We start from the raw sequence: 21,073 nt of genomic DNA, 5'->3' as shown, positions 1-21,073 counted from the left end.
GAATCAGCAGGTTTTGCTTTGCCTATGACCTATATTCCCGTCGAAACATTGACCGAGCTTGAAGCTGTTTCCGAACTGGAGCGGCTGGCGCGTGAAATCGCTCATCATGATGAGCTTTATCATGCCAATGACCGACCGGAGATTTCGGATGCCGAATATGATGCGCTGAAGCGGCGCAACGATGCGATCGAAGCTCGCTTTCCGCATCTGGTGCGGGCGGATAGCCCGACCTTACGGGTCGGCACTGCGCCGGTTTCCAAATTCGCCCCGGTTGTCCATGCGCGTCCGATGCTTTCGCTCGGCAATGCGTTTTCGGATGAGGACGTGCGCGATTTTGTCGGCAGCGTTTATCGCTTTCTGGGGCAGTTGCCGGATAATTCCATCGCTTTTACCGCCGAGCCGAAGATCGACGGGCTTTCCATGTCGATCCGTTACGAGAACGGAGTTCTGGTCAGCGGCGCGACGCGCGGTGACGGCACGACCGGCGAAAACGTCACCGCCAATATCCGCACCATTGCTGAGATTCCCAACAGGCTTCCGGCTGGGGCGCCTTCCGTCGTGGAAGTGCGCGGCGAGGTCTATATGGCCAAGAGCGACTTCCTCGCACTCAACGAGCAGATGGCCGCTGAAGGCAAGCAGACCTATGTCAACCCGCGCAATACGGCAGCAGGTTCGCTGCGCCAGCTTGACGCCAAGGTGACGGCGAGCCGCAAGCTGAAATTCTTTGCCTATGCCTGGGGAGAAATGTCCGAGATGCCCGCCGACACGCAGATGGGCATGGTCGAGACGTTCCACGAATGGGGTTTCCCGGTCAATAATTTGACAAAGCGGCTTCACAGCGCGGACGAACTCATTGCGCATTACCGCGCCATCGGTCTTGAGCGAGCGCAGCTCGACTATGATATTGACGGCGTCGTCTACAAGGTCGACCGGCTGGACTTGCAGACGCGGCTCGGTTTCCGCTCGCGCAGCCCGCGTTGGGCAATTGCGCACAAGTTTCCGGCAGAACAGGCGTTTACAAAGCTTCTGAAAATCGACATTCAGGTCGGGCGCACCGGCGCAATGACCCCGGTTGCGCGACTGGAGCCGATTACTGTCGGCGGCGTGGTTGTCACCAATGCCACGCTGCACAATGAGGACTATATCAAGGGCATCGGTCTCAAGGGCGAGCGTATCCGCGCGGATGAGCATGATATCCGCATCGGCGATACGGTCATCGTGCAGCGCGCAGGCGATGTTATTCCCCAGATTGTCGATGTTGTATTGGAGAAGCGTCGGGCAGATGCCACGCCTTTCCAGTTTCCGCATGAATGCCCGGTCTGTCACAGCCATGCGGTGCGGGAGGAGGGCGAGGCGGTCTATCGTTGCACCGGCGGTCTTACCTGTGCGGCGCAGGCCGTCGAGCGCATTCGCCATTTCGTGTCGCGCAATGCGTTCGATATTGAAGGCCTTGGCGAAAAGCAGGTCGAGTTCTTCTTCCATGCCGAAGATGACAGCCTGAAGATCAAGTCCCCTGCCGATATTTTTACGCTGCAGAAGCGACAGGCGGGTTCTCTCAAGAAGCTGGAGAACATCGAAGGTTTTGGCGCGACCTCCGTGAAGAAGCTTTACGATGCGATCAATGACCGGCGGGAGATTGCCCTGCATCGCTTTTTGTTTGGACTTGGCATCCGTCATGTGGGTGAGGTGAATGCCAAGCGTTTCGCGCGGGCCTATCTGTCTTATGCCGCGTTTGAAAAAGCTGCTCTGGAAGCCGTTCCGCCGAAGGAAGGCGACCGTGCCGATAAGGGCAATGAAGCCTGGCAGGACCTGATTGCGGTTGAGGGTATCGGTTCCATTGTTGCCGAAGCGGTCGTGGATTTTTATGCCGAGCCGCATAACCGGGAAGTGCTGGCGGCCCTTCTCGCGGAAGTGACGCCGCTTGATGAAGAAGCGCGGGTTGCGACTGGTTCACCAGTTGAGGGCAAGACTGTGGTGTTTACCGGCAGCCTGGAGCGCATGTCGCGCGATGAGGCCAAGGCTATGGCCGAACGCTATGGGGCAAAGACCGCCGGATCGGTATCGAAGAAGACCGATCTTGTGGTGGCGGGACCGGGGGCGGGCTCCAAGCTCGCCAAGGCATCTGAGCTCGGTATCGAAGTCATTGACGAAGATGCCTGGTTCAAGCTGGTCGGAGAAGAATAATGGCCCCGTTCAACGGTTTTGGCGAGAAAGCGATCCCGTTTCTGAAAGCTCTGGATTTTCATCAAAGCCGCGAATGGTTTGTCGAGAACAAGGATCTTTTCGAGCAGCACTTGAAGGAGCCGCTTGGCGATCTCGTCGAAGAGCTGACAAGCCGGTTTGAAAAGGCCGGTCTGCCCTTCAAGGGAGACCGGGTGAAATCGCAGTTCCGTATCAAGCGCGATACGCGGTTTTCCAAGGACAAGGCCCCCTATAATCGGCATCTGTCCGCCCTACTGTCGCAATCAGGCACGAAATGGGACGAGAGCGGGTGCTTCTATGTCTGCATCGGCTTGCCGGGTGTGCGCGACAGCTACGCCTGTGTCGCGTGGTGGGGGCCGAAGAAAGAACTGCTTCAGGCCATTCGCACATCCATTGTCGAGAAGCCGGAAGAATTTCGCGCCATGGTCGCGAAGCTCAAGAAAAACGGTTTGAAGATCAGCGATTATGATCGGCTGAAACGGACGCCGCGTGGTTTCGAAGCCGTGGCTGACGATGATCTGCTGGAAGCGATTCGCAATCGGCATTTCTCTTTGCGGATGGAAATCGATCCTGAAACGATTACCCGTGCCGATCTGGCTGATCGCCTTGTCGACTTCACCGAACGCGCTCGTCCGCTCATCGACTGGATGCACAAAATCGAAAAGACCGTTCCGCAACAATCATGAACATTCATGGATGCATCAGCCGAATTCATGAGTGATGCGCAAATGCGGCATCGCTGTTTAATAGTATGATTTTTTGGGAAATCGTATTTCAACTGGCAGCAGAATTTCATAACTACTCTTCATTCGGAGGAGTGAATATTCGTGAACCAGACTTTTCGGCCCGGAAGGGCTTCAGCGCGCGCCGATATTGTTGACGGTGTCCGGCGCGGACTTCCGCTTGTGGTTGCCGGCGCGCCCTTTGGCCTGCTGTTTGGCGCCCTTGCTGTCGATAACGGATTGTCGCTTGCCGAAGCGGTTTTCATGAGTGCCGTCATCTATGCAGGCGCCAGCCAGATGGTCGGGCTCGATCTTTTCGGCCAGAGCATCGCGCCATGGATGATTGTCATGTCGATTTTCGCGGTCAATTTCCGGCACGTGCTCTATTCGGCGTCCACGGGGCGGCGTATCCGACACTTCAAGCTGTGGCAGAAGGCGCTGGCCTTTTTCGTTCTGGTGGATATCCAGTATGCGGAAGTCGAACAGCGGGCGGAAGCCGGAAAGCCGGTCACTTTCGTCTGGTATATGGCATTAGGGCTGACATTTTATTTGACATGGGTTCTCGAAGCGCTGATCGGCGGGTTGTTCGGCAATCTCATTACCGATCCCTATGCCTTTGGCATCGACTTCCTGCTGCCCATCTATTTTCTCGGCATGGTGATGAGTTTCCGCCATCGGCAGAACTGGCTGCCAGTCGTCATCGTCAGCGCGATTTCCGCGGTGGCGGCTTACAAGCTGGTTGGCTCGCCTTGGCACGTAACATTGGGAGCGTTGGGCGGTGTGGTTCTTGCGGCGGTTATTGCCAAGCCGCGCGAGGGGGAGGCGTAAATGTCCACCACGATCTGGATTATTCTCGCGGGCGCGTTCTGCACTTATCTCACCCGTATTGGCGGGCATCTGGTCCTGTCACGCTTCAGCCGTGTGCATTATCGGGTGGAGGCGGCACTCAATGCCGTGCCCGCAGCGGTTCTGACGGCCATTGTCGCCGCGCCCGCTTCGGATCACGGCTGGCGGGAACTGCTGGTGCTCGCGGTTTGCATCGTGCTTTCGCTGCGGTTCAGCTTGATGACCATGTTCTTTGCGGGCGTAGCGCTTTTGATCGCGCTACGCCATTTCACGGCATAAAGGCATTATCAAAGCGGCGCGGTTGCCGCTTCGAGCCACCGGCGTTCAGCATCCTTGAGGTGGCCTGACAGTTTCTCGCGCACGCGGGCATGATAGTTGTTCAGCCAGTCGATTTCTTCTTGTGTGAGAAGCGATTTGTCGATCAGACGCCGGTCGATAGGGCAGAATGTCAGCGTCTCGAACCCCATCATCGGTATATCGCCGCCTTCCGGCACTTCCGGTTCGGTGACGATGATGAGGTTTTCGATGCGGATGCCGAAAGAACCCGGCTTGTAATAGCCCGGCTCATTGGAAAGAATCATTCCCGGCAGAAGTTCCTGCGCGCCCTTCTTCGAAATGCTCTGCGGGCCTTCATGGACCGACAAGTAAGAGCCGACGCCGTGGCCGGTTCCGTGTGCATAGTCGAAACCATGCTTCCACAGCGCGATACGGGCCAGAACATCGATATCCTGCCCGCGCGTGCCCTTCGGGAAGCGGGCGGTGGTGATCGCGATCATGCCTTTCAGAACGAGCGTGAAGGCCTTGATGGTGGTCTCGGGCACTACCTTTCCGATCGGCACGGTGCGCGTGATGTCTGTGGTGCCATCGCGATATTGTGCGCCGGAATCGACCAGATAAAGCTCACCGTCTTCAAGCGTTCTGTTGGTGTCGGTATTGACGCGATAATGGATGATCGCGCCATTTGGACCCGCACCGGAGATGGTGTCGAAGGATATGTCTTCCAATGGCATCTGAAAATCGCGTCCAGCCTCGGTGCGGGCTTCCTCCAGCTTTTGGGCAGCGCTGATTTCATCAACCGAGCCGGGCTTCTGTGCGTCGATCCACGACAGGAAATTGACCATCGCCACGCCGTCGCGTTCATGGGCTGCGCGTGAGCCGTCAAGCTCTGCCTTGTTCTTGATTGCGCGTGGGATGCGGGCAGGGTCCTTGCCTTCGATCACGTTGCCGCCTGCGCTGGTGACGATGAGGCGAAGCTTTTCTGCCGCGAGGATCGGGTCGAGAAGAATGGCTTCATTCCTGGCAGCCCGGGCGCTGAGATGTCCTTCCAGATCGGCAGGTGCCGAGAGCTTGGCAAGCTGGGTCAGATAGGCGCGGGGTTCGATTGCGAGTTTGCGCTCATCGATGAAAAGCTCCGGCTCACCCTTTGCAGGAATGATGGCAAAGCTTAGCGGAAGCGGTGTATTGGAAACGTCCTTGCCGCGGATATTGAACACCCATGCGACCGAGGAGGGATCGGTGAGAACGGTCGCGCTGGCCCCGCTTGCGGCAACGGCGGCCTGCATTTCCTTGATTTTGTCTTCTGCTTCATGGCCAGCGAAACGGGCTGGCTGGATCGTGACTTCCGCTGCGGGCACTTCCGGCTGGTCGTCCCAGATGGCATCGACAAGATTGTTTTCGACCGGAACCAGTTGGCCCCCCTGAGCTTCAAGCGCCTCGCGCAAGCTGCGCGCTTCCGAAATGGGGTGAAGCCACGGGTCGAAACCAATATTCAGACGCTTGCCGTTTTCCGTCAGCCAGGAGGCCGGGGGATTTGTGACAAGGCTTTCATAGGAAAAGACTTTCGGGTCGGTCTGAGCCCGAACCTGCAATTCGTAGCGTCCGTCCACGAAAATATAAGCGCTGTTCTTGAGGATGAGCGCCGCACCCGCCGATCCGGTAAAGCCGGTCAGCCAGGCGAGGCGCTGCGCATGGGGCGGAACATATTCGCCCTGATGCTCGTCGGCGCGAGGAACCAGAAACCCGTCGAGGCCAAGCTCGGCCATCTTTGCGCGCAGCTTTGCAACGCGCGGGGCTCCATTGCCCGGGTTCGTGGTGACGTCGAAACTCTGAAAAGCCATTGTGTAACTTGCTCCAAACGGGAATACGCCGTGGTTTATGCGGCCTGTTACTTCAAATGGATCGCCACCCAGCCTTCGCGATGCAGCGTCTTTTGATGGGTCAGGCCCTGTGCCTGATAGGCAGCGAGCACCGCATCGTGCTGGCTGTCAAGTATTCCGGAAAGAATGATGGAACCGCCCGATGCAAGATGTTGCTTGAGGGAGGGCGCAAGCTCGATCAGCGGATTGGCCAGAATGTTGGCGACGATCAGGTCGAAGGGCGAATAGGAACGGAAGATCGCGTGACCGAAGCCTTCCGCCGTTGCCGTGACGATATGCTCCGCCACGCCGTTCTTGGCAGCATTTTCGGCGGCAACGGTGACGGCGACGGGATCGATATCGGTAGCCAGTACCGGAATGGGCGCGAGCTTGGCGATAGCAATGGCGAGAACGGCGCTGCCGGTTCCAAGGTCAAGCGCATTGGTCGGATGTTCGCTGGTGACGATTTCCTCAATAAGTTCGAGGCATCCCGCCGTCGTTCCGTGGTGGCCGGTGCCGAAAGCAAGGCCCGCGTCGATTTCAATTGGGATGTCGCCCGCTTCGATCTTGTCGCGGTCATGCGAGCCATGGACAAAGAAACGCCCGGCCCGGACCGGCTTCAGACCTTCCAGCGAATGCGTGACCCAATCGATGTCCGGCAGTTCTTCGACGGCAAAAAGGCCGGTTCCCACCAGTTCATCGATCCGCGTGGCGACATTCTCGGCGTTATCCTCGACATAGACCGAGACCTCGAAGATCTGGCGGTCTTCATCGATCTCGGTAATTGCGATGGGAAAGCCGTCATCCTCGAAAGCCTGTTCGAGGATGTTGTAGACGCGCTCGGCTTCCGCCTTATCCGCCGAAAAGAAAAGTCGTGACTGGGCCATGAAGTAAAAAGCTTTCTGCTGGAAACGTTCTTGAGTTTCTCCTTAGCTCTTTGCAGCGCCTTTGGCCAGATTCTTCAACTTTTCCAGAGCCGTATCCGGGTTTTCCTGATAGGCGATGGTGCTGCGGAAGCGCCCGCCCTTGTCGAGCAGAAATACGGATGCCGTATGATCCATCGTATATTCGCCGTCTTCGGTCGGAACCTTCTTGGCATAGACGTGGTAGGACTTGATCACATCGGCGATGTTCTGCGGCGTGCCCGTAAGGCCGATAATGCGGTCGGAAACATTGCCGACATAGGTCTTCATGATCTCCTGCGTGTCACGTTCCGGGTCAACGGTGATGAAATAGGCCTTGATATCCCCGGCCTCCGGTCCAAGCTGCTTCAGCCAGCCGTCCAGTTCATAGAGCGTGGTGGGGCAGACATCCGGGCAGTGAGTGAAGCCGAAGAAGATGGCCGCCGGTGCGGCGCGCAGGTCGTTTTCTGTGAAAGGCGTTCCGTCCATGGTGACAAGATTGAGCGGACCGCCAAACGGTTCTTTCGCCGCTTGCTTGTCGCGGAAAAGATTGAGCCCCGCCGCGCCGACAATGACGACGATAAAGGCGATGATGAAGATGGGTAGGAATTTTTTCATGTCCAGTCAGCCTTGAATTTCCGAACGCGCCTTGTTGTGCTGCTCAACAACCTATCTTTTCTTTATGCATTGCAGAACCGTCGATATAGCCGCATTCATGCCATCATGAAGAGCTTATGGCAGTGTACGGTCATTTGCCCAATTTTCAATAATTTCTGAAACTTTTGACTATTTGTCGCGTAGTAGCGGAAATCAGTCTGGCAGAATGTCTGCCTTGTCTTTCACGGGTGTCAGAACTGATATATGCCTGTCATAAAATGGCAGCGGCATAAGGCGTTATTTTGAGGATTTGGTTGTTTTTAGCGATGCTTCGGGTGAATTTGCATGACATCGTCGGATGATCTTCGTTTCCAGAACAGCGAACCCCGCATACATTCCACGGCCCAGCTGAAATCCGTCAAGCTGGGGCGGTATGCGGATATCGGTGAGCGCGTGATTCTGCGTGAGGTCACGGTCGGTGATTTCACCTATTTCGAGCGGAACGGCGAGGGGATTTATGCGGAGATCGGCAAATTCTGCTCCATTGCCGCGAATGTTCGCATCAACGCGCTCGAACACCCGATGGAGCGGCTGACGACGCATAAGGTCAGCTACCGGCCAAATGAATATTTTCGTTATCTGGGCGTCGATGGCGAGTTCCGCGCAAGGCGTCAGGAGCGGCGTGTGGTCATCGGCAATGATGTATGGATCGGCCACGGTGCAGTCATTACACCGGGCGTCCAGATTGGCCATGGCGCTGTGATTGGCGCGAATGCGGTGGTAACGAAGGATGTGCCGCCTTATCATGTGGTCGGCGGTGTTCCCGCCCATTTTATCCGCAAAAGATTCGAGAACGCGGTGATTGAACGGTTGCTTGAACTTGAATGGTGGAACTGGCCGGTGGAAAAGCTCTATGAAGCGGTGCCGGACATTCAGACGCTTGAAATCGAAGCTTTTCTCGAAAAGTGGAGCGGCTAAATTCCGGCCCTTGCAAAGCCGCAATTGTTCACCCACCCTGCTATCACAACAGTTCTGGAGGCTGGAAGATGGTCGCGCTGAAGCGTTTTGCCGGTTTGCTGCTTGCTCCGATGATGGTCGTTGCTGCTTCGGCGGCTCCCGCCGAGGAAGTCGGCAAGGTCGGTGTCGACTGGCTTGGAAACGATATCGTCATCGACGCGGTGCAGGACCCGAAGGTGCAGGGCGTAACCTGCCATCTGGCGTCGTTTTCTCGCGGCATGATCGACCGGCTGCAAAAGGGTAATTGGTTCGAGGACCCGTCCAATGCTTCGATTTCGTGCGAACAGACAGGGCCGATCACCATCGGAAATATCGATCTGGGCAAGGGCGGCGAGCGGGTTTTTTCCGAACGCACCAGTCTGATCTGGAAGAAACTCGTCATCACTCGAATTTACGACAAGACAAACAATACGCTGCTTTATCTCGCCCACGCGACGCAGGTTCAGGACGGTTCAGCGAAAACGTCGCTGTCAACCGTGCCGCTTTACAAGGGTGATGTCACGTGGACGAAGGGCAAGCCGGAATAGTCCGGCTGCCAAATTCTTATTTGACGATGGAATTTAGATCGGCTGGACGAAGCTGTCGAGAACGCGCTTCTGCCCGGCCTTGTCGAAATCGATGGTCAGCTTGTTGCCGTCGATAAGCGAAACCGTACCGTTGCCGAATTTGATATGGAACACGCGGTCGCCAAGCTTGAAGGCTGATGGCTTGTCGGCGACTGACTTGGCCACCAGTTCGCCGTCTATCGTGCGTCCCTTCACGGAGCCGCGCCCGGCGCCGAAGCCGGAATCGGTCTCGCCATAGCCGATCCGCTCGACGCGGCTGCCGGAGCGCGAGCCCCAGTTGTTGCGTGTTGCATCGGAACGGTTCTGCTGCGCGCGCTGCCATCCCGGCGTCGAATAGCTGTTCTGGAATGGATCTGCCTTGTCGAAGCGGGACTGTCCATAGCCACCGCCATAACCGCCGTAATTACCTTCCAGTTCGGCCACTTCCACATGCGCTTCCGGCAGCTCCTCCAGAAAACGGGAGGGGATGGTCGATTGCCACATGCCATGGATGCGCCGGTTGGAAACGAACCAGATATGCAGGTTCTTCTTGGCGCGCGTCACGCCGACATAGGCAAGGCGGCGCTCTTCCTCAAGACCGGAACGACCGCCTTCATCGAGCGCGCGCTGGTGCGGAAACAGGCCTTCTTCCCAGCCGGGAAGGAAAACCGTTTCAAATTCCAAGCCCTTGGCAGAATGCAGCGTCATGATGTTGACGGCATCCAGATCCTCGTTCTGTTCGGCATCCATGACAAGGGCGACGTGTTCGAGGAAGCCGCGCAGGCTTTCATATTCCTCCATGGAACGGATCAGTTCCTTGAGGTTTTCAAGCCGTCCCGGTGCTTCCGCCGATTTGTCGTTCTGCCACATGGCAGTGTAGCCGGATTCATCCAGAATGGTTTCGGCCAGCTCCGTATGCGGCGTGTTGTCGATCATCGACTGCCAGCGCAGGAAATTCTCCACCACTTCGCGCAGCGCGGAGCGTGGCTTCGGCTTCAATTCCTCGGTTTCGATGAGATCGCAGGCGGCGGCAAACATGGAAATATCGCGCGCACGCGCATAATCGTGCACCTGCCGTATAGCCGCTTCGCCCAGACCGCGCTTCGGCGTGTTGATGATGCGCTCCAGCGCCAGATCGTCGGCCGGTTGCGCGACCACGCGCAAATAGGCCATCGCGTCACGGATTTCGAGCCGCTCATAGAAGCGCGGACCGCCAATGACGCGGTAATTGAGGCCAAGGGTGACAAAACGGTCTTCGAACTCGCGCATCTGGAAAGAGGCGCGAACGAGAATCGCCATGTTGTTGAGAAGATGCCCCTGACGCTGCGCCTGTTCGATGGCTTCACCGACTGCGCGCGCTTCCTCTTCGGAATCCCATGCAGCGTGAACTTTTACCCGCGGGTCGTCCGGATTGGGCGCCTCGGTAAACAGCGTTTTACCAAGGCGGCCCTCATTGTGCGCAATCAGATGCGCTGCAGCGCCGAGGATATGGGCCGTGGAGCGGTAGTTGCGCTCCAGCTTGATGACGGTAGCGCCCGGAAAATCTTTCTCGAACCGAAGGATATTATCCACTTCCGCGCCACGCCAGCCGTAGATCGACTGGTCGTCATCGCCGACGCAGCACAGATTGACTTTGTTTTCGCTCACGCCGAGTTCGCTGCGCTCACCGGCTCCGCGGGGGGCTTCGGACGCCCTAGCGGGCTGTATGGGCGCATTTCCGCCTTGGGTGGTATCAGGTGCGGTGTTTCTTGGCCGCGGCCTTTGTGCCAGCAGGCGCAGCCAGAGATATTGCGCCGTGTTGGTATCCTGATATTCGTCCACCAGAATGTAGCGGAACTTCGCGTGATATTCGCGCAGGATATCGGGATGGTTGCGGAAGATACGGATCGGGTGCAGTAGAAGATCGCCGAAATCGCAAGCATTCAATGTGCGCAGGCGTTCCTGATAGGCCTGATAAAGTTCGCGCCCCCGACCATTGCCGAATGAGCGCGCATCACCTTCTGGAATATCCGATGGCCCGAATCCCTTGTTCTTCCACCCGTCGATCATATTGGCGAAGGTGCGGGCAGGCCAGCGCTTGTCATCCAGCCCTTCGGCCTGGATGAGCTGCTTGATAAGGCGGATTACATCATCGGTGTCGAGGATCGTGAAATCCGATGTCAGATTTGCCAGTTCCGCATGGCGCCGCAAAAGCTTGACGCCGATCGAGTGGAACGTGCCGAGCCAAGGCATGCCTTCCACGGCACCGCCGACCAGATGACCGATACGCTCCTTCATTTCGCGCGCGGCCTTGTTGGTGAAGGTCACGGCGAGAATCTGGCTTGGATAGGCAAGGCCGGTGGTCAGAATATGCGCGATACGCGTTGTCAGAACGCGTGTCTTGCCCGTGCCCGCACCTGCCAGCACCAGCACCGGCCCCTCTGTCGTTAGCACGGCCTGACGCTGTTCCGGGTTCAGCCCTTTCAGGTAATCGGGCTCGCCGCGCTGCTGGTTGCGTGCAGCCATGGCGCGCGCAGCAATGCTGCCGGGAGCAGGCGTGCGGCTTGCCGGAGCGTCGTCATCGCCGAAAAACGGCATATCGTCGGGAAAGTCAGACATTTGACCCGAATGTAATGATTCGTGGCTGAAAGACCAGCGAAAGGGTTAAAATATTCGACTACTCCAAGTGAGTAACGCGACGGTCCGTAAAGTTCAGGCGATGCGAGGCCAGCGCTTCAACAAGTCCGCGCTGTTCGGGTTCGCGCTGCAACAGATCGTCCAGTTCCGTCATCTGGTTCATGGCGATCAACCGCAGAATGTCGTCGCGGACGGTCCCATCTGCGCGCCTTGGCAGGTGAGCAACCGGCTGGATCAGTTCGACCTTCTGGCCTTTAAGCCTTGCGCGCAGGCTCTTTTCGTCGGCATTCAGCGTTTCCACGAAAGCATAGATGCCGACGCCCTTGGCTGGCAGCGAATAGAGGGCCAGCGCCACATCGCTCACACGTGGATCGGATTTCAGCGCTGCGCGGATGGCAGGACCTTCGTTGTCGATCCGGTCGCCCGTACCTTCACCGTCCGACCAGCTGAAAATGCCACGGGTGATAAAGTTGTAAACTTTCTTGCCTGTCGCGAGCCAGATGCGCGAGGGCAGGGACCGGCGCGCCAGAATGCGTTTTTCCGTCGGCGTCATCCGGTCCTTTGCAAAGGCGCGCTTCTGCTTGAGCAGATGACGGAAGTCTTCGTATGCCATCAGGCGATAGAGCGCGCCGCGACGACGATGAACGCTCGCTAGCTGAAAATCGATCACCGCCGCTTCGCCTTCGGGCGTCATCAGCCAGTTCTGCGGCTTGGCGAGATCGTTATGGGTTACACCGAGCCGGCGCATGTCGCGCAGGATGCGATGCGCGGTGCGATACCATTTCGGATCGGACGGGCGTGCAAGGTGCAGCGGCGTTCCCTCGGTCCAGGATCGATAAAGCCCGTCCTTGTCCGTGGCGAGGAGCTGCGGGACGCCTTCGATGCCGCGCACCGTCTTGAGGCCGCGAATTTCACGCCGGGCCAATATCCAGGCCAGCGGCTTTGACCACCAGGGAGCGGCGCTCACCACGCGGCGGATGATGCGGGTGTCAGGATCGTTCACAAAATAGCCGGCATGCGTCTCAGAAAACACGTCGCGCTTGAATACGGCGGTTTCCACAAATTCCGGTATTTGGTCGCCTTTCAGAGGCACATCTATATTGGGGTTCTGAACCATAAGGCTCCACTAGTGGATTGCATCCGATCAATCAAGTTTGAAGGCCGACGAGCCTTATTGCAATCCCGTGATCGAAAGCGCACAAGGAACACACAAATTTCGTGCGGCTCATCAGGGAAAAACAAAAAATGGCGCAGAGCGACGACAGCAAGCAGGCAATCGCGCAGATCATCCGGCAGGAACAGGCGCTTATTTTTCCGTCGTTTGACGAGAATGAAGCATTTGCGCTGGGCTCGCGCATTCGCGATATCGCCGTGAAGGAAAAGCTCGGCATCGCTATCGAAATATCCCTGTGGGACCGGCAATTGTTTTATGCGACGACGACCGGAAGCACCGTGGACAATCAGGAATGGTTGCGCCGCAAGTTCAATGTCGTCCGCCGCTTTCACGCTTCGACCTATCGCCTTGTTCTGGAACAGAATCGCGATGATCGCATGTTCGCGCCCCATAAAGCATTGAATGTGGAAGATTACGCGCTGGCAGGCGGCGGATTTCCAATCCGCGTCGGCGGAGCGGGCGTGATCGGTGCGGTCATCGTATCGGGACTGCCGCAGCGTGAGGACCATAATCTGGTTGTCCGGGCTGTTGCCGGGCATCTTGGGCAAGACCCTGTCGCATTGGCGTTGCCTGCCGTTTGAATGTGAATTTCGGAGAATGAACGATGTCGCTTGAAAATGTGGTTGCGCTCGCACGCAATGAGAACGGTATTGCAGCAGCAATAGGTATTCTCAAGCAGCGTTTCGGTGAACGTGCGCAGACCGGCCAGGCCATCCGCGAGCAGCACGGCCACACGACGACCTATGTGCCGACGCAGGCACCCGACATCGTGATCTTCGCTGAGACCGCGCAGGAAGTACAGGATGTCGTCCGCATCTGTGCCGAGCATCGTGTTCCGGTTGTTGCCTTTGGCGCGGGATCGTCGCTCGAAGGGCAGGTGAACGCGCCCGCCGGGGGCGTGTCTCTCGATCTCACGCGCATGAACAGGGTGATTGCCGTACATGCGGAAGATCTCGATTGCGTGGTGGAACCGGGCATTACGCGTCGGGAACTGAATGAATATCTTCGCGATACCGGGCTATTTTTTCCCATCGATCCGGGCGCCAATGCAACGCTTGGCGGAATGGCTTCCACCCGCGCCTCCGGCACGAATGCTGTGCGCTACGGGACCATGCGCGAAAATGTGCTGGCGTTGAAAGCCGTGATGCCGGATGGACGCCTGATCGAGACCTCCAAGCGCGTGAAAAAGACTGCTGCGGGCTACGATCTCACGAGACTGCTGATCGGGGCGGAAGGAACGCTTGGCATCATCACCGAACTGACATTGAAATTGCAGGGAATTCCGCAGGCGATTTCCGGCGGTATCTGTCCTTTCCCGGATGTGGATTCGGCGTGCCGCACGGTGATTGAAACCATCCAGATGGGCATTCCAGTTGCACGCATCGAGCTTGTGAACACGCTTCAGATGCAGGCGCTGATCCTTCATTCCAAACTGCCTTACGAGGCGCAGCCCTATCTGTTCGTTGAATTCCACGGCACGGAAAGCGGCGTTGCCGAACAGGCCGAACTGTTCGGAGAAATCGCTGCGGGGAATGGCGGCGGAGATTTCCGATGGACCCACGATGCCGAGGAGCGTGACCGGCTGTGGCGCGCACGGCATGACGCCTATCTCGCATCCTTCCTGCTGAGACCGGGCTGCAAAGGCGTTTCAACCGATGTATGTGTGCCGATTTCGCGGCTAGCCGACTGCATCGGCGAAACGGAAAAGGACCTCGCCGAGACCGGTCTGATCGCGCCGATTGTCGGGCATGTGGGGGACGGAAATTTCCATCTTCTTTTGCTGCTCGATACGGACGATGCCAGCGAGATGGAACGTGCCGAAGCTTTCATGGACCGGCTCGCCAAGCGTGCAATCGCCATGGAGGGCACCTGCACCGGCGAGCATGGCATCGGGCAGGGCAAGATGAAGTATCTTGCCATGGAACTGGGTGAGGCCACGGATTATATGCGGGCGATCAAGAAAGCGCTCGATCCAGACAACATCATGAACCCCGGAAAAATACTGATTTCGTGATTCAAATCAGCCGCTTGGAACGGTTGGCGGAGAGTTTGATTCAGGCAGGCGTGCATATGGGCGCGGCTCCGGTGCAATTTGCCTTGTTGTCGCCGGATCGATGCCGTTATGTTGCGCAGATAAAGAGAGCGTGATTCACTCTTTGTTTCACGCTAACGTTAAATCTGTTTGACCGGAGCTGGTTCTTTGGGCCGCATATTCGTCATCGTCGGCGGGCTACTCGTGCTGCTGTTGACGGCAGCGCTTGTCGTGCCGCCTTTTGTTGACTGGAGCGGCTATCGTGCCGATTTCGAACGGGAGGCAAGCCGTGTCCTGGGGCGCCCCGTCAAGGTCGCGGGTGACGTCAGCGCACGCCTTTTGCCGTTTCCCTCGGTTGCATTCTCGGACGTGCGTGTCGGGGCCGATGCAGCTCAGCCAGTGATGACCGTCGACACATTCTCGATGGATGCCGAGTTGATGCCGTTCCTGCGCGGCCAGCTTCTGATTTTCGATATGCGCGTCGACCGTCCGCGGGCAACGATTTCGCTCGACAGGGGTGGCAAGGTCGATTGGGCAATCCGTCCGTCGACGCCGCTTGATCCAGCGAAAATCAAGCTGGAACGACTTTCCGTCAAGGATGGCACCATCACGCTCCACGAAGAGGCAAGCGGTCGCAGTCATACGGCGAGCGAACTCAATGCCGTGATCTCTGCAAACAGTCTGGCAGGTCCGTGGCAGGCAAATGGAAGCCTCGTTCTGGAAGGCGAAAAACTGGCAATCGACCTTGCAAGCGGCGAGGCGAAGCCGGATGGATCGCTGCGCGTGCGGGCTCGAATCTCACCGGACGCAATCCCGGCTTCCTTTGAAACCGATGGTGACGTAACTGTAACCGACGGTCGGCTCGACTATGCCGGTGACTTTTCTCTCCGTTCTTCCGATGTGATTGCAAAGACAGGCAAGGATCAGAAAGCGCCGGTGGAAGCGCCGTTTTTCAGTGGCGTGCGCGTAACGGGAAAGTTCAAGGCAGACCGCAGTCGCTTCGATGCGAGCGAATTCCGGATGGAGCAGGGGCCAGCGGACAATCCTTATGTGGTGGATGGCAGGGCTTTCATTGATTATGGCGAAGAGCCTCGTTTCGAGGTCAGCGCTGATGGTCAGCAACTCTATTGGGGGCCGAACGAAGCCGCCAGCGAAGAACAGACTGCCTCCGCCATGCCAATCGCTGACCGGATCGCGATCGCGCGTCGCGTTTTCGAGCAACTGCCTATTCCGACCATACCCGGTAATGTGGATTTGCGCCTGCCTGCGGTGATCGCGGGTGGCACGACAATACGCTCGGTGACAGTGAGCGCGGAGCCCGACGGGAGCAACTGGAATATCCGTCAGTTTGCTGCCGATCTCCCCGGACGAACGAAGGTCGAAGCCAAGGGAACGCTCTCGGTTGGCAAGGATTTCGGCTTTAGAGGCGATATGCTGGTTGCCTCGCGTCAGCCTTCCGGTCTGGCAACATGGCTCAACGAGACAGTCGATGATTCCGTGCGCAGGCTCGAAGGCGCAGGCTTCTCCGGCCAGGTTGAGCTTCGCGACGGTGTGCAGAGGATCGATAATCTCGAAATCGCGTTGGGAAAGACAACGCTCAAAGGTTCGTTTATTCGCGAAGTGAAGGGGCCGGCGCAGCCCGCGATAACGCTTGCCCTCAATAGTGAAGCGGTGGAAAGCGAAGCGCTGCAAGCCTTTACAGGATTTTTCTCCAGCGGTGACGGGCTCGCGCTGCTCGATGGTCAGTCGCTGAACCTGACATTCAAGGCGGGGCCGGTCCGTTATCAGGACATGGAGGCCGGCAATGTCGATATGGCGCTGAGGCTGCATGACGGACGCTTCGACTTCGACCGGCTGATGATTGGTGACGTGGCGGGTACGACGCTGACCGCAACAGGCACTTATGAGCCTTTTGCCAATACGCCGTCCGGTTCGCTCGACGCGACCATTCTGTCTGCCGACCTCTCGCGGTTCCTCTCGCTGATGGCCAATCGCTATCCCCAGTTGCCGCTGTTCCACGCGCTTTCGATGCGTGCAGCCAACTTTCCCGGCTTGTTCGAGGATAGCGAAATTAATGTGATCGCCAACGCGGTTTCGCCTTCCATGCCAGCGGCGGCGGGCAAGACACCTGCAAAAACTGCGGCATCCAAGGACAAGAGCGACCGTCCTGTCGAAGCGAAAGCCAAAAATCCTCCCGGTGTTGGCGAGTTTTCGTTCAGCGTTACGGGCAAAGCGGGCGGAATGAAGCTGGACCTGTCCGGGACGGCAAGCGGTGGCGAAGGCGAGAGCGAACCGTTGCAGATGCAATTGAACGGGACCGTGGCATCTGAACAAGGCGAAGCGGTGTTCGCACTGATTGGCTTGCCTGCCTTGCCGTTGGGGCTTGCGGGTGAACTTACCGCCGATCTGAGCATGCAAGGCGCACCGAGCGCAGGTATGCGGACACTCCTCAAACTTACGGCGCCTGACGGTTCCGCGACGGCTGATGGTGTGATTTCGCTGATTGGCGGAGATATTGCCGCCAGCGGCAAGGCGCAGTTGAAATCTGCCGATCTACAGCCGTTCATCGCGACGGCAGGTTTTGCGCTGCCCGGATTTGGCGAGGGGCTTTCGGCAGACCTTGCGAGCGACTTCCAGTTTGCAAAAGGCATCTTGCGGTTCCCCAATCTTGCGGGAAAGCTGGACGACGAAGAGGTGTCGGCGCGACTGGAGGCCAATTTTGCCGATAGCGGCCTGCCGCAGCTCAAAGGCGAAGCGAAGCTCGCCACGCTTGAGGTCGACAGTCTTGCAGCGATCATGCTCGGACAGGATGCGTTCGAGTCGGCAAAGCCTACCGCAAAGACGATTTGGCCGCGCGGCGCGTTTGCGGTCCGTTCGTCGCTGCCGCTGTTGCTGGATGTGAAACTCAATGTTGCACAGGCGCATATGGGCGGCTTCGGGACCGCTACGGAATTTTCCACGCGGCTCCAGAAGACCATGGATGGTCTCCAGTTAAACGAATTGACTGGCAATTGGGCAGGCGGATATCTGGTCGGCAGTGTTTCATTGAGCAACAGCGACAAGAATGCTCTCCTCGCGACAGATCTCAAGTGGAGCGGCGCAAATCTCAGGGATTTCTACAAGCTGGAGAACGGTTCTGCACCGCTCGGCGGCGTGGTGAAAGCCGCCGTTAATCTGAACGGCAGTGGTGAGAGCGTCGCGTCGCTGGTCGGATCGCTGGCCGGAACGGCAAGTTTCGACGTGGAGAATTTCACCGTCAATGGTCTGGATGGGGCTGCACTGCCCGCAATGATAGCGGCTGCTGACGCGACAGGCGACCAGTCCTCCGCTCCTGACAAGCTGGCTTCCACACAATTTGTCGGTATCGCCGACAAGGCGACGGGGCAAGGTACGTTCGCGCCCGGTAATGCGCGGTTCGACTTTGCAATCAGCGGCGGCGTGGCGCGCATGGCTGCCGCCAACCTGAATGACGGCAATGCAGTGCTTCTCGGTGATCTGCAATTCGACATGTCTACGCTCGGGATGGGTGGAAACGGTAGCCTGACGTTCCAGAACGATGACGGCTCCGATAACGGCATCTCACCGCAAGTCGCTTTCTCCCTGAGCGGCACCTATAGCGTGCCGGAAGTGACATTCGACAAGCAGCCTTTGGTCCAGTTCCTGACCCAGCGTGCGCTCGAGCGCGAGCAGGAGCGTGTTGAATCCATGCAGGCGAGCCTCATGGAGAAGCAGCATCTTCACCGCCAGCTTGGGCTTTTTGAGGCGGATCAAGCGGAACGCGACCGCTTGCAGCGCGAGGAAGAGGCAAGGCGCCGCTCTGAAGCAAAGGGGCGTGAAGTGGCTCGGCAAGCCGCCCAGGAAGCGCAACAGCTTGAGGCGCAAAAGCCGCAAGCCGCTCCTGCGGGAGGAACAAATATTCCCCTCACATCGCCGGAAGGTGGGCAATCTCTGAACGAATTTCTAAAAAGTCTGGAGCAGGCACCGGTTGCTCCGGCACCTCAGCCTTGAGCTATTCTGGATTTTAGCCAGTCGAGGACATGAAGTCTGAGCGCGGAAGACAGGTTGATCGATCTGTCACGCCCGCTATCAATTTCGGCAATCAGGGCTGCAACAGAAAGCTTCCGGGTGGCTGCAATTTCCTCGATCAGCTCAAAGAAAGGGTCTTCAAGCGTATAGCTTGTCGCATGTCCGCGAATGCTGACGGAATGTTTGCGTAACCGCCCCGATACGCTCACTGTTCCCCGTCCGGCTGATCGCTTTTTTCCAAGCGGTTTTGGTCAAAAAAACGCTCCGCTTTTGTCGCTTCCGCCTGCGTGAGGCTCTTTTCAGTTTTCGTGCGACCGAAAAGAAGGCGGTTACGGTCAGCCTGCTTTTCTTTCTCGACGCGGGCTTTCTGTTTCTTGAACTGGCGTAGGTTGACAATATCGCTCATGGAACCATGCGGAAACGTTGAATGTTTTCCGAAAACTACCGTGTTTCGGCCAAGTCCCGCAAGTGCGTCATGGGATAGCGCTATTTCTGCGTGTTTTTCGGATTGGTGAACCACCAGATGGCCAGAGACACCAGAATCAGGAGTATCAACCCGACCGTCATTTGCAGAAGAGGAAAATTCGGTTCATCCTTGGCCACAAAGAAGGCCGCGACGAGACCGCTTATCCACAACACCGCTTGAGCGATTGCACGAATCATCGAAATCAATCCTGCACTGGTTGCCGTCAGGACGGAGTATAAGGTGTTCTTTGTTTTTTCACCATTGATCGCAATCAACAGCGAAAAGGAAATGTCCAATCATTGAGTGGGCATAAACTGCTGACTGGAGGATAGGCCGACTACTTCTTCCGGAATGCATCCAGCGAAACAACATCGGCCGAAGGCTTGGCCTCCTTATCGGCGTCATCATCCTTGGATGCAGCGTCTTCTTTTTCGGCTGCGGATTTGCGTGACTTGGACTTGGGCTTCTCGGTCTTCTCGATTGGGGCTTCCGTCGAGGCGATCTCGATTGGGGCCACGTTGCCAACTTCGTCATTGTCGCTTTCGGGCTGGCTGACGGCGACATCGAATTCGAGTTCGAAATTGACCGAAGGGTCATAGAAGCCACGGACCGCAGAGAAGGGAACAGTCAGCTTTTCCGGAATATCGCCGAAGGACAGGCCGACTTCGAAAAGCTGGTCGGTCACATGCATGTCCCAGAACTGATGCTGCAAGACGATCGTCATCTGCTCGGGATATTTCTCCTTCAGGCGCGAGGAAATTCGCACACCAGGCGCTCCGGTCAGGAACGTGATGAAGAAATGGTGATTACCGGGCAAGCCGGCCTTGGCCACTTCCGCAAGAACCTTGCGAATGACGCCGCGTAGGGCTTCCTGAGCGAGAATATCGTAACGGATTAGGTCCTGTACCATGGTTTGCTTATCCCACGGATTCGGAGGTCGATGTCAAGTTCGTTCTCGCCGGATATGGCGATATATGACCTGAAAATGTAACAGCGCCGTGCGTCAGGCCCCAAGGTGTGCAATTTTTGAACGCCACAGGGCGCAGCGGCCTATCGGCGTCCAAAGGCCATCAGGAAGGTGCGCACACCGTTCACGGCACTCTTCTCGATTATCGCATCGTCTATGCAATGACCGGTCAGCATATGATAATGGGTGTCGGCATTGATCAGCGCCATGAAATGGCGCGCTGCCAGATCGGGATCATCAACGTGAAGATGGCCATCCATTGCAAGACGGGCCAGACGCGCCGCTATCGCAGGGATAGCCTGTGCGGGGCCTTTCGTATTGCAAATACTGGCGGCAAGCGGCAGGTTGGTCTCATTTGCCTGCATTATCTTGCGCAGAAACGCGCCGGAAGAATCGTAGATGCAGTTCCGGCTCATGCGAATGGAAAATGCCACCAGATCATGCTCCAGATTGTCGCCCGTCTGGGGAAAGGTGGCCAGAACCGCGAACAGGCTCGCATTCATGCGCGCCAGCGCGTCCTCGACGACGGCGGCAAGCAGCGCTTCCTTGTCGCGGTAATGATTATAGATGGTCTGGCGTGACACGCCCGCTTCGCTGGCGATAAGGTCGATGCTCGCGCCCTGAAACCCGTCGCGATTGAAGACGCGCGCTGCGGAACACAAAATGAAGTCGCGCTTCATGCACTGACCGGGCTTGACGGGCGCGGTATTCAGGCCCTTTTCGGATACGGCGCGCTTCTCGGGCAGGACGGCCATGTCGATTATGTCAGTAGGTTTCATAGCTCCAACATAAGATAGCTTGACGTTTTGGACAATGGTGTCTAATT

Annotated in this window: 19 protein-coding genes; 9 read left to right on the top strand and 10 right to left on the bottom strand. The window is 57.4% G+C overall.

Annotated elements, in window-relative coordinates; translation table 11 throughout:
• Positions 1 to 24: 24 nt before the first annotated feature.
• The 4 genes from ligA (at position 25) to F9K78_RS00710 (ending at position 4,049) form a co-directional block, all read left to right on the top strand.
• On the top strand, positions 25 to 2,184 hold the full coding sequence (gene ligA, locus F9K78_RS00725) for an NAD-dependent DNA ligase LigA (protein WP_121985067.1): 2,160 nt from the start codon (positions 25 to 27) through the stop codon (positions 2,182 to 2,184).
• On the top strand, positions 2,184 to 2,888 hold the full coding sequence (locus tag F9K78_RS00720) for a DUF2461 domain-containing protein (RefSeq protein ID WP_121985026.1): 705 nt from the start codon (positions 2,184 to 2,186) through the stop codon (positions 2,886 to 2,888). The genes ligA and F9K78_RS00720 overlap by 1 nt, the downstream gene beginning before the upstream one ends.
• A gap of 141 nt (positions 2,889 to 3,029) precedes the next feature.
• Positions 3,030 to 3,752, top strand: coding sequence for an AzlC family ABC transporter permease (locus tag F9K78_RS00715; protein WP_121985027.1), 723 nt, complete (start codon positions 3,030 to 3,032; stop codon positions 3,750 to 3,752).
• Positions 3,753 to 4,049 (top strand): AzlD family protein, encoded by a 297-nt coding sequence (locus tag F9K78_RS00710; RefSeq protein ID WP_121982162.1) that lies wholly within the window; start codon positions 3,753 to 3,755, stop codon positions 4,047 to 4,049.
• An 8-nt stretch (positions 4,050 to 4,057) separates the two neighbouring features.
• Here the strand turns inward: F9K78_RS00710 and F9K78_RS00705 are convergent, their stop codons facing one another.
• The 3 genes from F9K78_RS00705 to F9K78_RS00695 are packed head-to-tail and all read right to left on the bottom strand — an operon-like array spanning position 4,058 to position 7,425.
• Positions 4,058 to 5,887, bottom strand: a complete 1,830-nt coding sequence (locus tag F9K78_RS00705; protein ID WP_122066452.1) for an aminopeptidase P family protein — start codon at positions 5,885 to 5,887, stop codon at positions 4,058 to 4,060.
• Between the two features lie 47 nt (positions 5,888 to 5,934).
• Positions 5,935 to 6,792, bottom strand: a complete 858-nt coding sequence (locus F9K78_RS00700; RefSeq protein ID WP_121985029.1) for a 50S ribosomal protein L11 methyltransferase — start codon at positions 6,790 to 6,792, stop codon at positions 5,935 to 5,937.
• A gap of 42 nt (positions 6,793 to 6,834) precedes the next feature.
• On the bottom strand, positions 6,835 to 7,425 hold the full coding sequence (locus tag F9K78_RS00695; RefSeq protein ID WP_121985030.1) for an SCO family protein: 591 nt from the start codon (positions 7,423 to 7,425) through the stop codon (positions 6,835 to 6,837).
• A 324-nt stretch (positions 7,426 to 7,749) separates the two neighbouring features.
• Between F9K78_RS00695 and F9K78_RS00690 the strand changes: the two genes are divergently transcribed.
• A complete protein-coding gene (locus tag F9K78_RS00690) occupies positions 7,750 to 8,382 on the top strand; it encodes a DapH/DapD/GlmU-related protein (protein WP_121985031.1) in 633 nt (210 codons plus the stop codon).
• 68 nt (positions 8,383 to 8,450) lie between these two features.
• Positions 8,451 to 8,948, top strand: a complete 498-nt coding sequence (locus F9K78_RS00685; RefSeq protein ID WP_121982167.1) for a CreA family protein — start codon at positions 8,451 to 8,453, stop codon at positions 8,946 to 8,948.
• A 33-nt stretch (positions 8,949 to 8,981) separates the two neighbouring features.
• On the opposite strand, the gene F9K78_RS00680 is transcribed toward F9K78_RS00685, so the two are convergent.
• Both F9K78_RS00680 and F9K78_RS00675 read right to left on the bottom strand, forming a co-directional pair.
• Positions 8,982 to 11,564, bottom strand: coding sequence for an ATP-dependent helicase (locus F9K78_RS00680; protein WP_122066451.1), 2,583 nt, complete (start codon positions 11,562 to 11,564; stop codon positions 8,982 to 8,984).
• Positions 11,565 to 11,622: 58 nt separating this feature from the next.
• Complete coding sequence (locus tag F9K78_RS00675) at positions 11,623 to 12,699, bottom strand: serine/threonine protein kinase (RefSeq protein ID WP_121982169.1); 1,077 nt, start codon at positions 12,697 to 12,699, stop codon at positions 11,623 to 11,625.
• A 128-nt stretch (positions 12,700 to 12,827) separates the two neighbouring features.
• Here F9K78_RS00675 and F9K78_RS00670 point away from each other — a divergent pair, with 128 nt between their 5' ends.
• The 3 genes from F9K78_RS00670 to F9K78_RS00660 all read left to right on the top strand — a co-directional run bounded on the left by F9K78_RS00670 (position 12,828) and on the right by F9K78_RS00660 (position 18,796).
• Entirely contained in the window at positions 12,828 to 13,337 is a 510-nt protein-coding gene (locus F9K78_RS00670; RefSeq protein ID WP_121985033.1) for a heme-degrading domain-containing protein, read from the top strand.
• Positions 13,338 to 13,360: 23 nt separating this feature from the next.
• The gene (locus F9K78_RS00665; protein ID WP_121985034.1) at positions 13,361 to 14,770 is read left to right on the top strand and encodes an FAD-binding oxidoreductase; all 1,410 of its coding nucleotides are present in this window, start codon (positions 13,361 to 13,363) and stop codon (positions 14,768 to 14,770) included.
• Between the two features lie 186 nt (positions 14,771 to 14,956).
• Positions 14,957 to 18,796, top strand: a complete 3,840-nt coding sequence (locus F9K78_RS00660; protein WP_122066450.1) for an AsmA family protein — start codon at positions 14,957 to 14,959, stop codon at positions 18,794 to 18,796.
• Here the strand turns inward: F9K78_RS00660 and F9K78_RS00655 are convergent.
• From F9K78_RS00655 to F9K78_RS00640, 5 genes are all read right to left on the bottom strand, one after another.
• Positions 18,787 to 19,023, bottom strand: coding sequence for a ribbon-helix-helix domain-containing protein (locus F9K78_RS00655; RefSeq protein WP_121985036.1), 237 nt, complete (start codon positions 19,021 to 19,023; stop codon positions 18,787 to 18,789). The genes F9K78_RS00660 and F9K78_RS00655 overlap by 10 nt on opposite strands.
• On the bottom strand, positions 19,020 to 19,220 hold the full coding sequence (locus F9K78_RS00650) for a DUF4169 family protein (RefSeq protein ID WP_121985037.1): 201 nt from the start codon (positions 19,218 to 19,220) through the stop codon (positions 19,020 to 19,022). Before F9K78_RS00650 ends, F9K78_RS00655 begins: the two co-directional genes overlap by 4 nt.
• Positions 19,221 to 19,300: 80 nt before the next feature.
• Entirely contained in the window at positions 19,301 to 19,555 is a 255-nt protein-coding gene (locus F9K78_RS21815; RefSeq protein ID WP_162995363.1) for a hypothetical protein, read from the bottom strand.
• Between the two features lie 62 nt (positions 19,556 to 19,617).
• Complete coding sequence (locus F9K78_RS00645) at positions 19,618 to 20,190, bottom strand: SspB family protein (RefSeq protein WP_121982176.1); 573 nt, start codon at positions 20,188 to 20,190, stop codon at positions 19,618 to 19,620.
• A 140-nt stretch (positions 20,191 to 20,330) separates the two neighbouring features.
• Entirely contained in the window at positions 20,331 to 21,026 is a 696-nt protein-coding gene (locus tag F9K78_RS00640) for a TetR/AcrR family transcriptional regulator (protein WP_122066449.1), read from the bottom strand.
• Positions 21,027 to 21,073: the final 47 nt, after the last annotated feature.

This window comes from Brucella pseudintermedia, from assembly GCF_008932435.1.
GTDB lineage: Bacteria > Pseudomonadota > Alphaproteobacteria > Rhizobiales > Rhizobiaceae > Brucella > Brucella pseudintermedia.
This window is presented reverse-complemented; position numbering and strand designations above follow the sequence as displayed.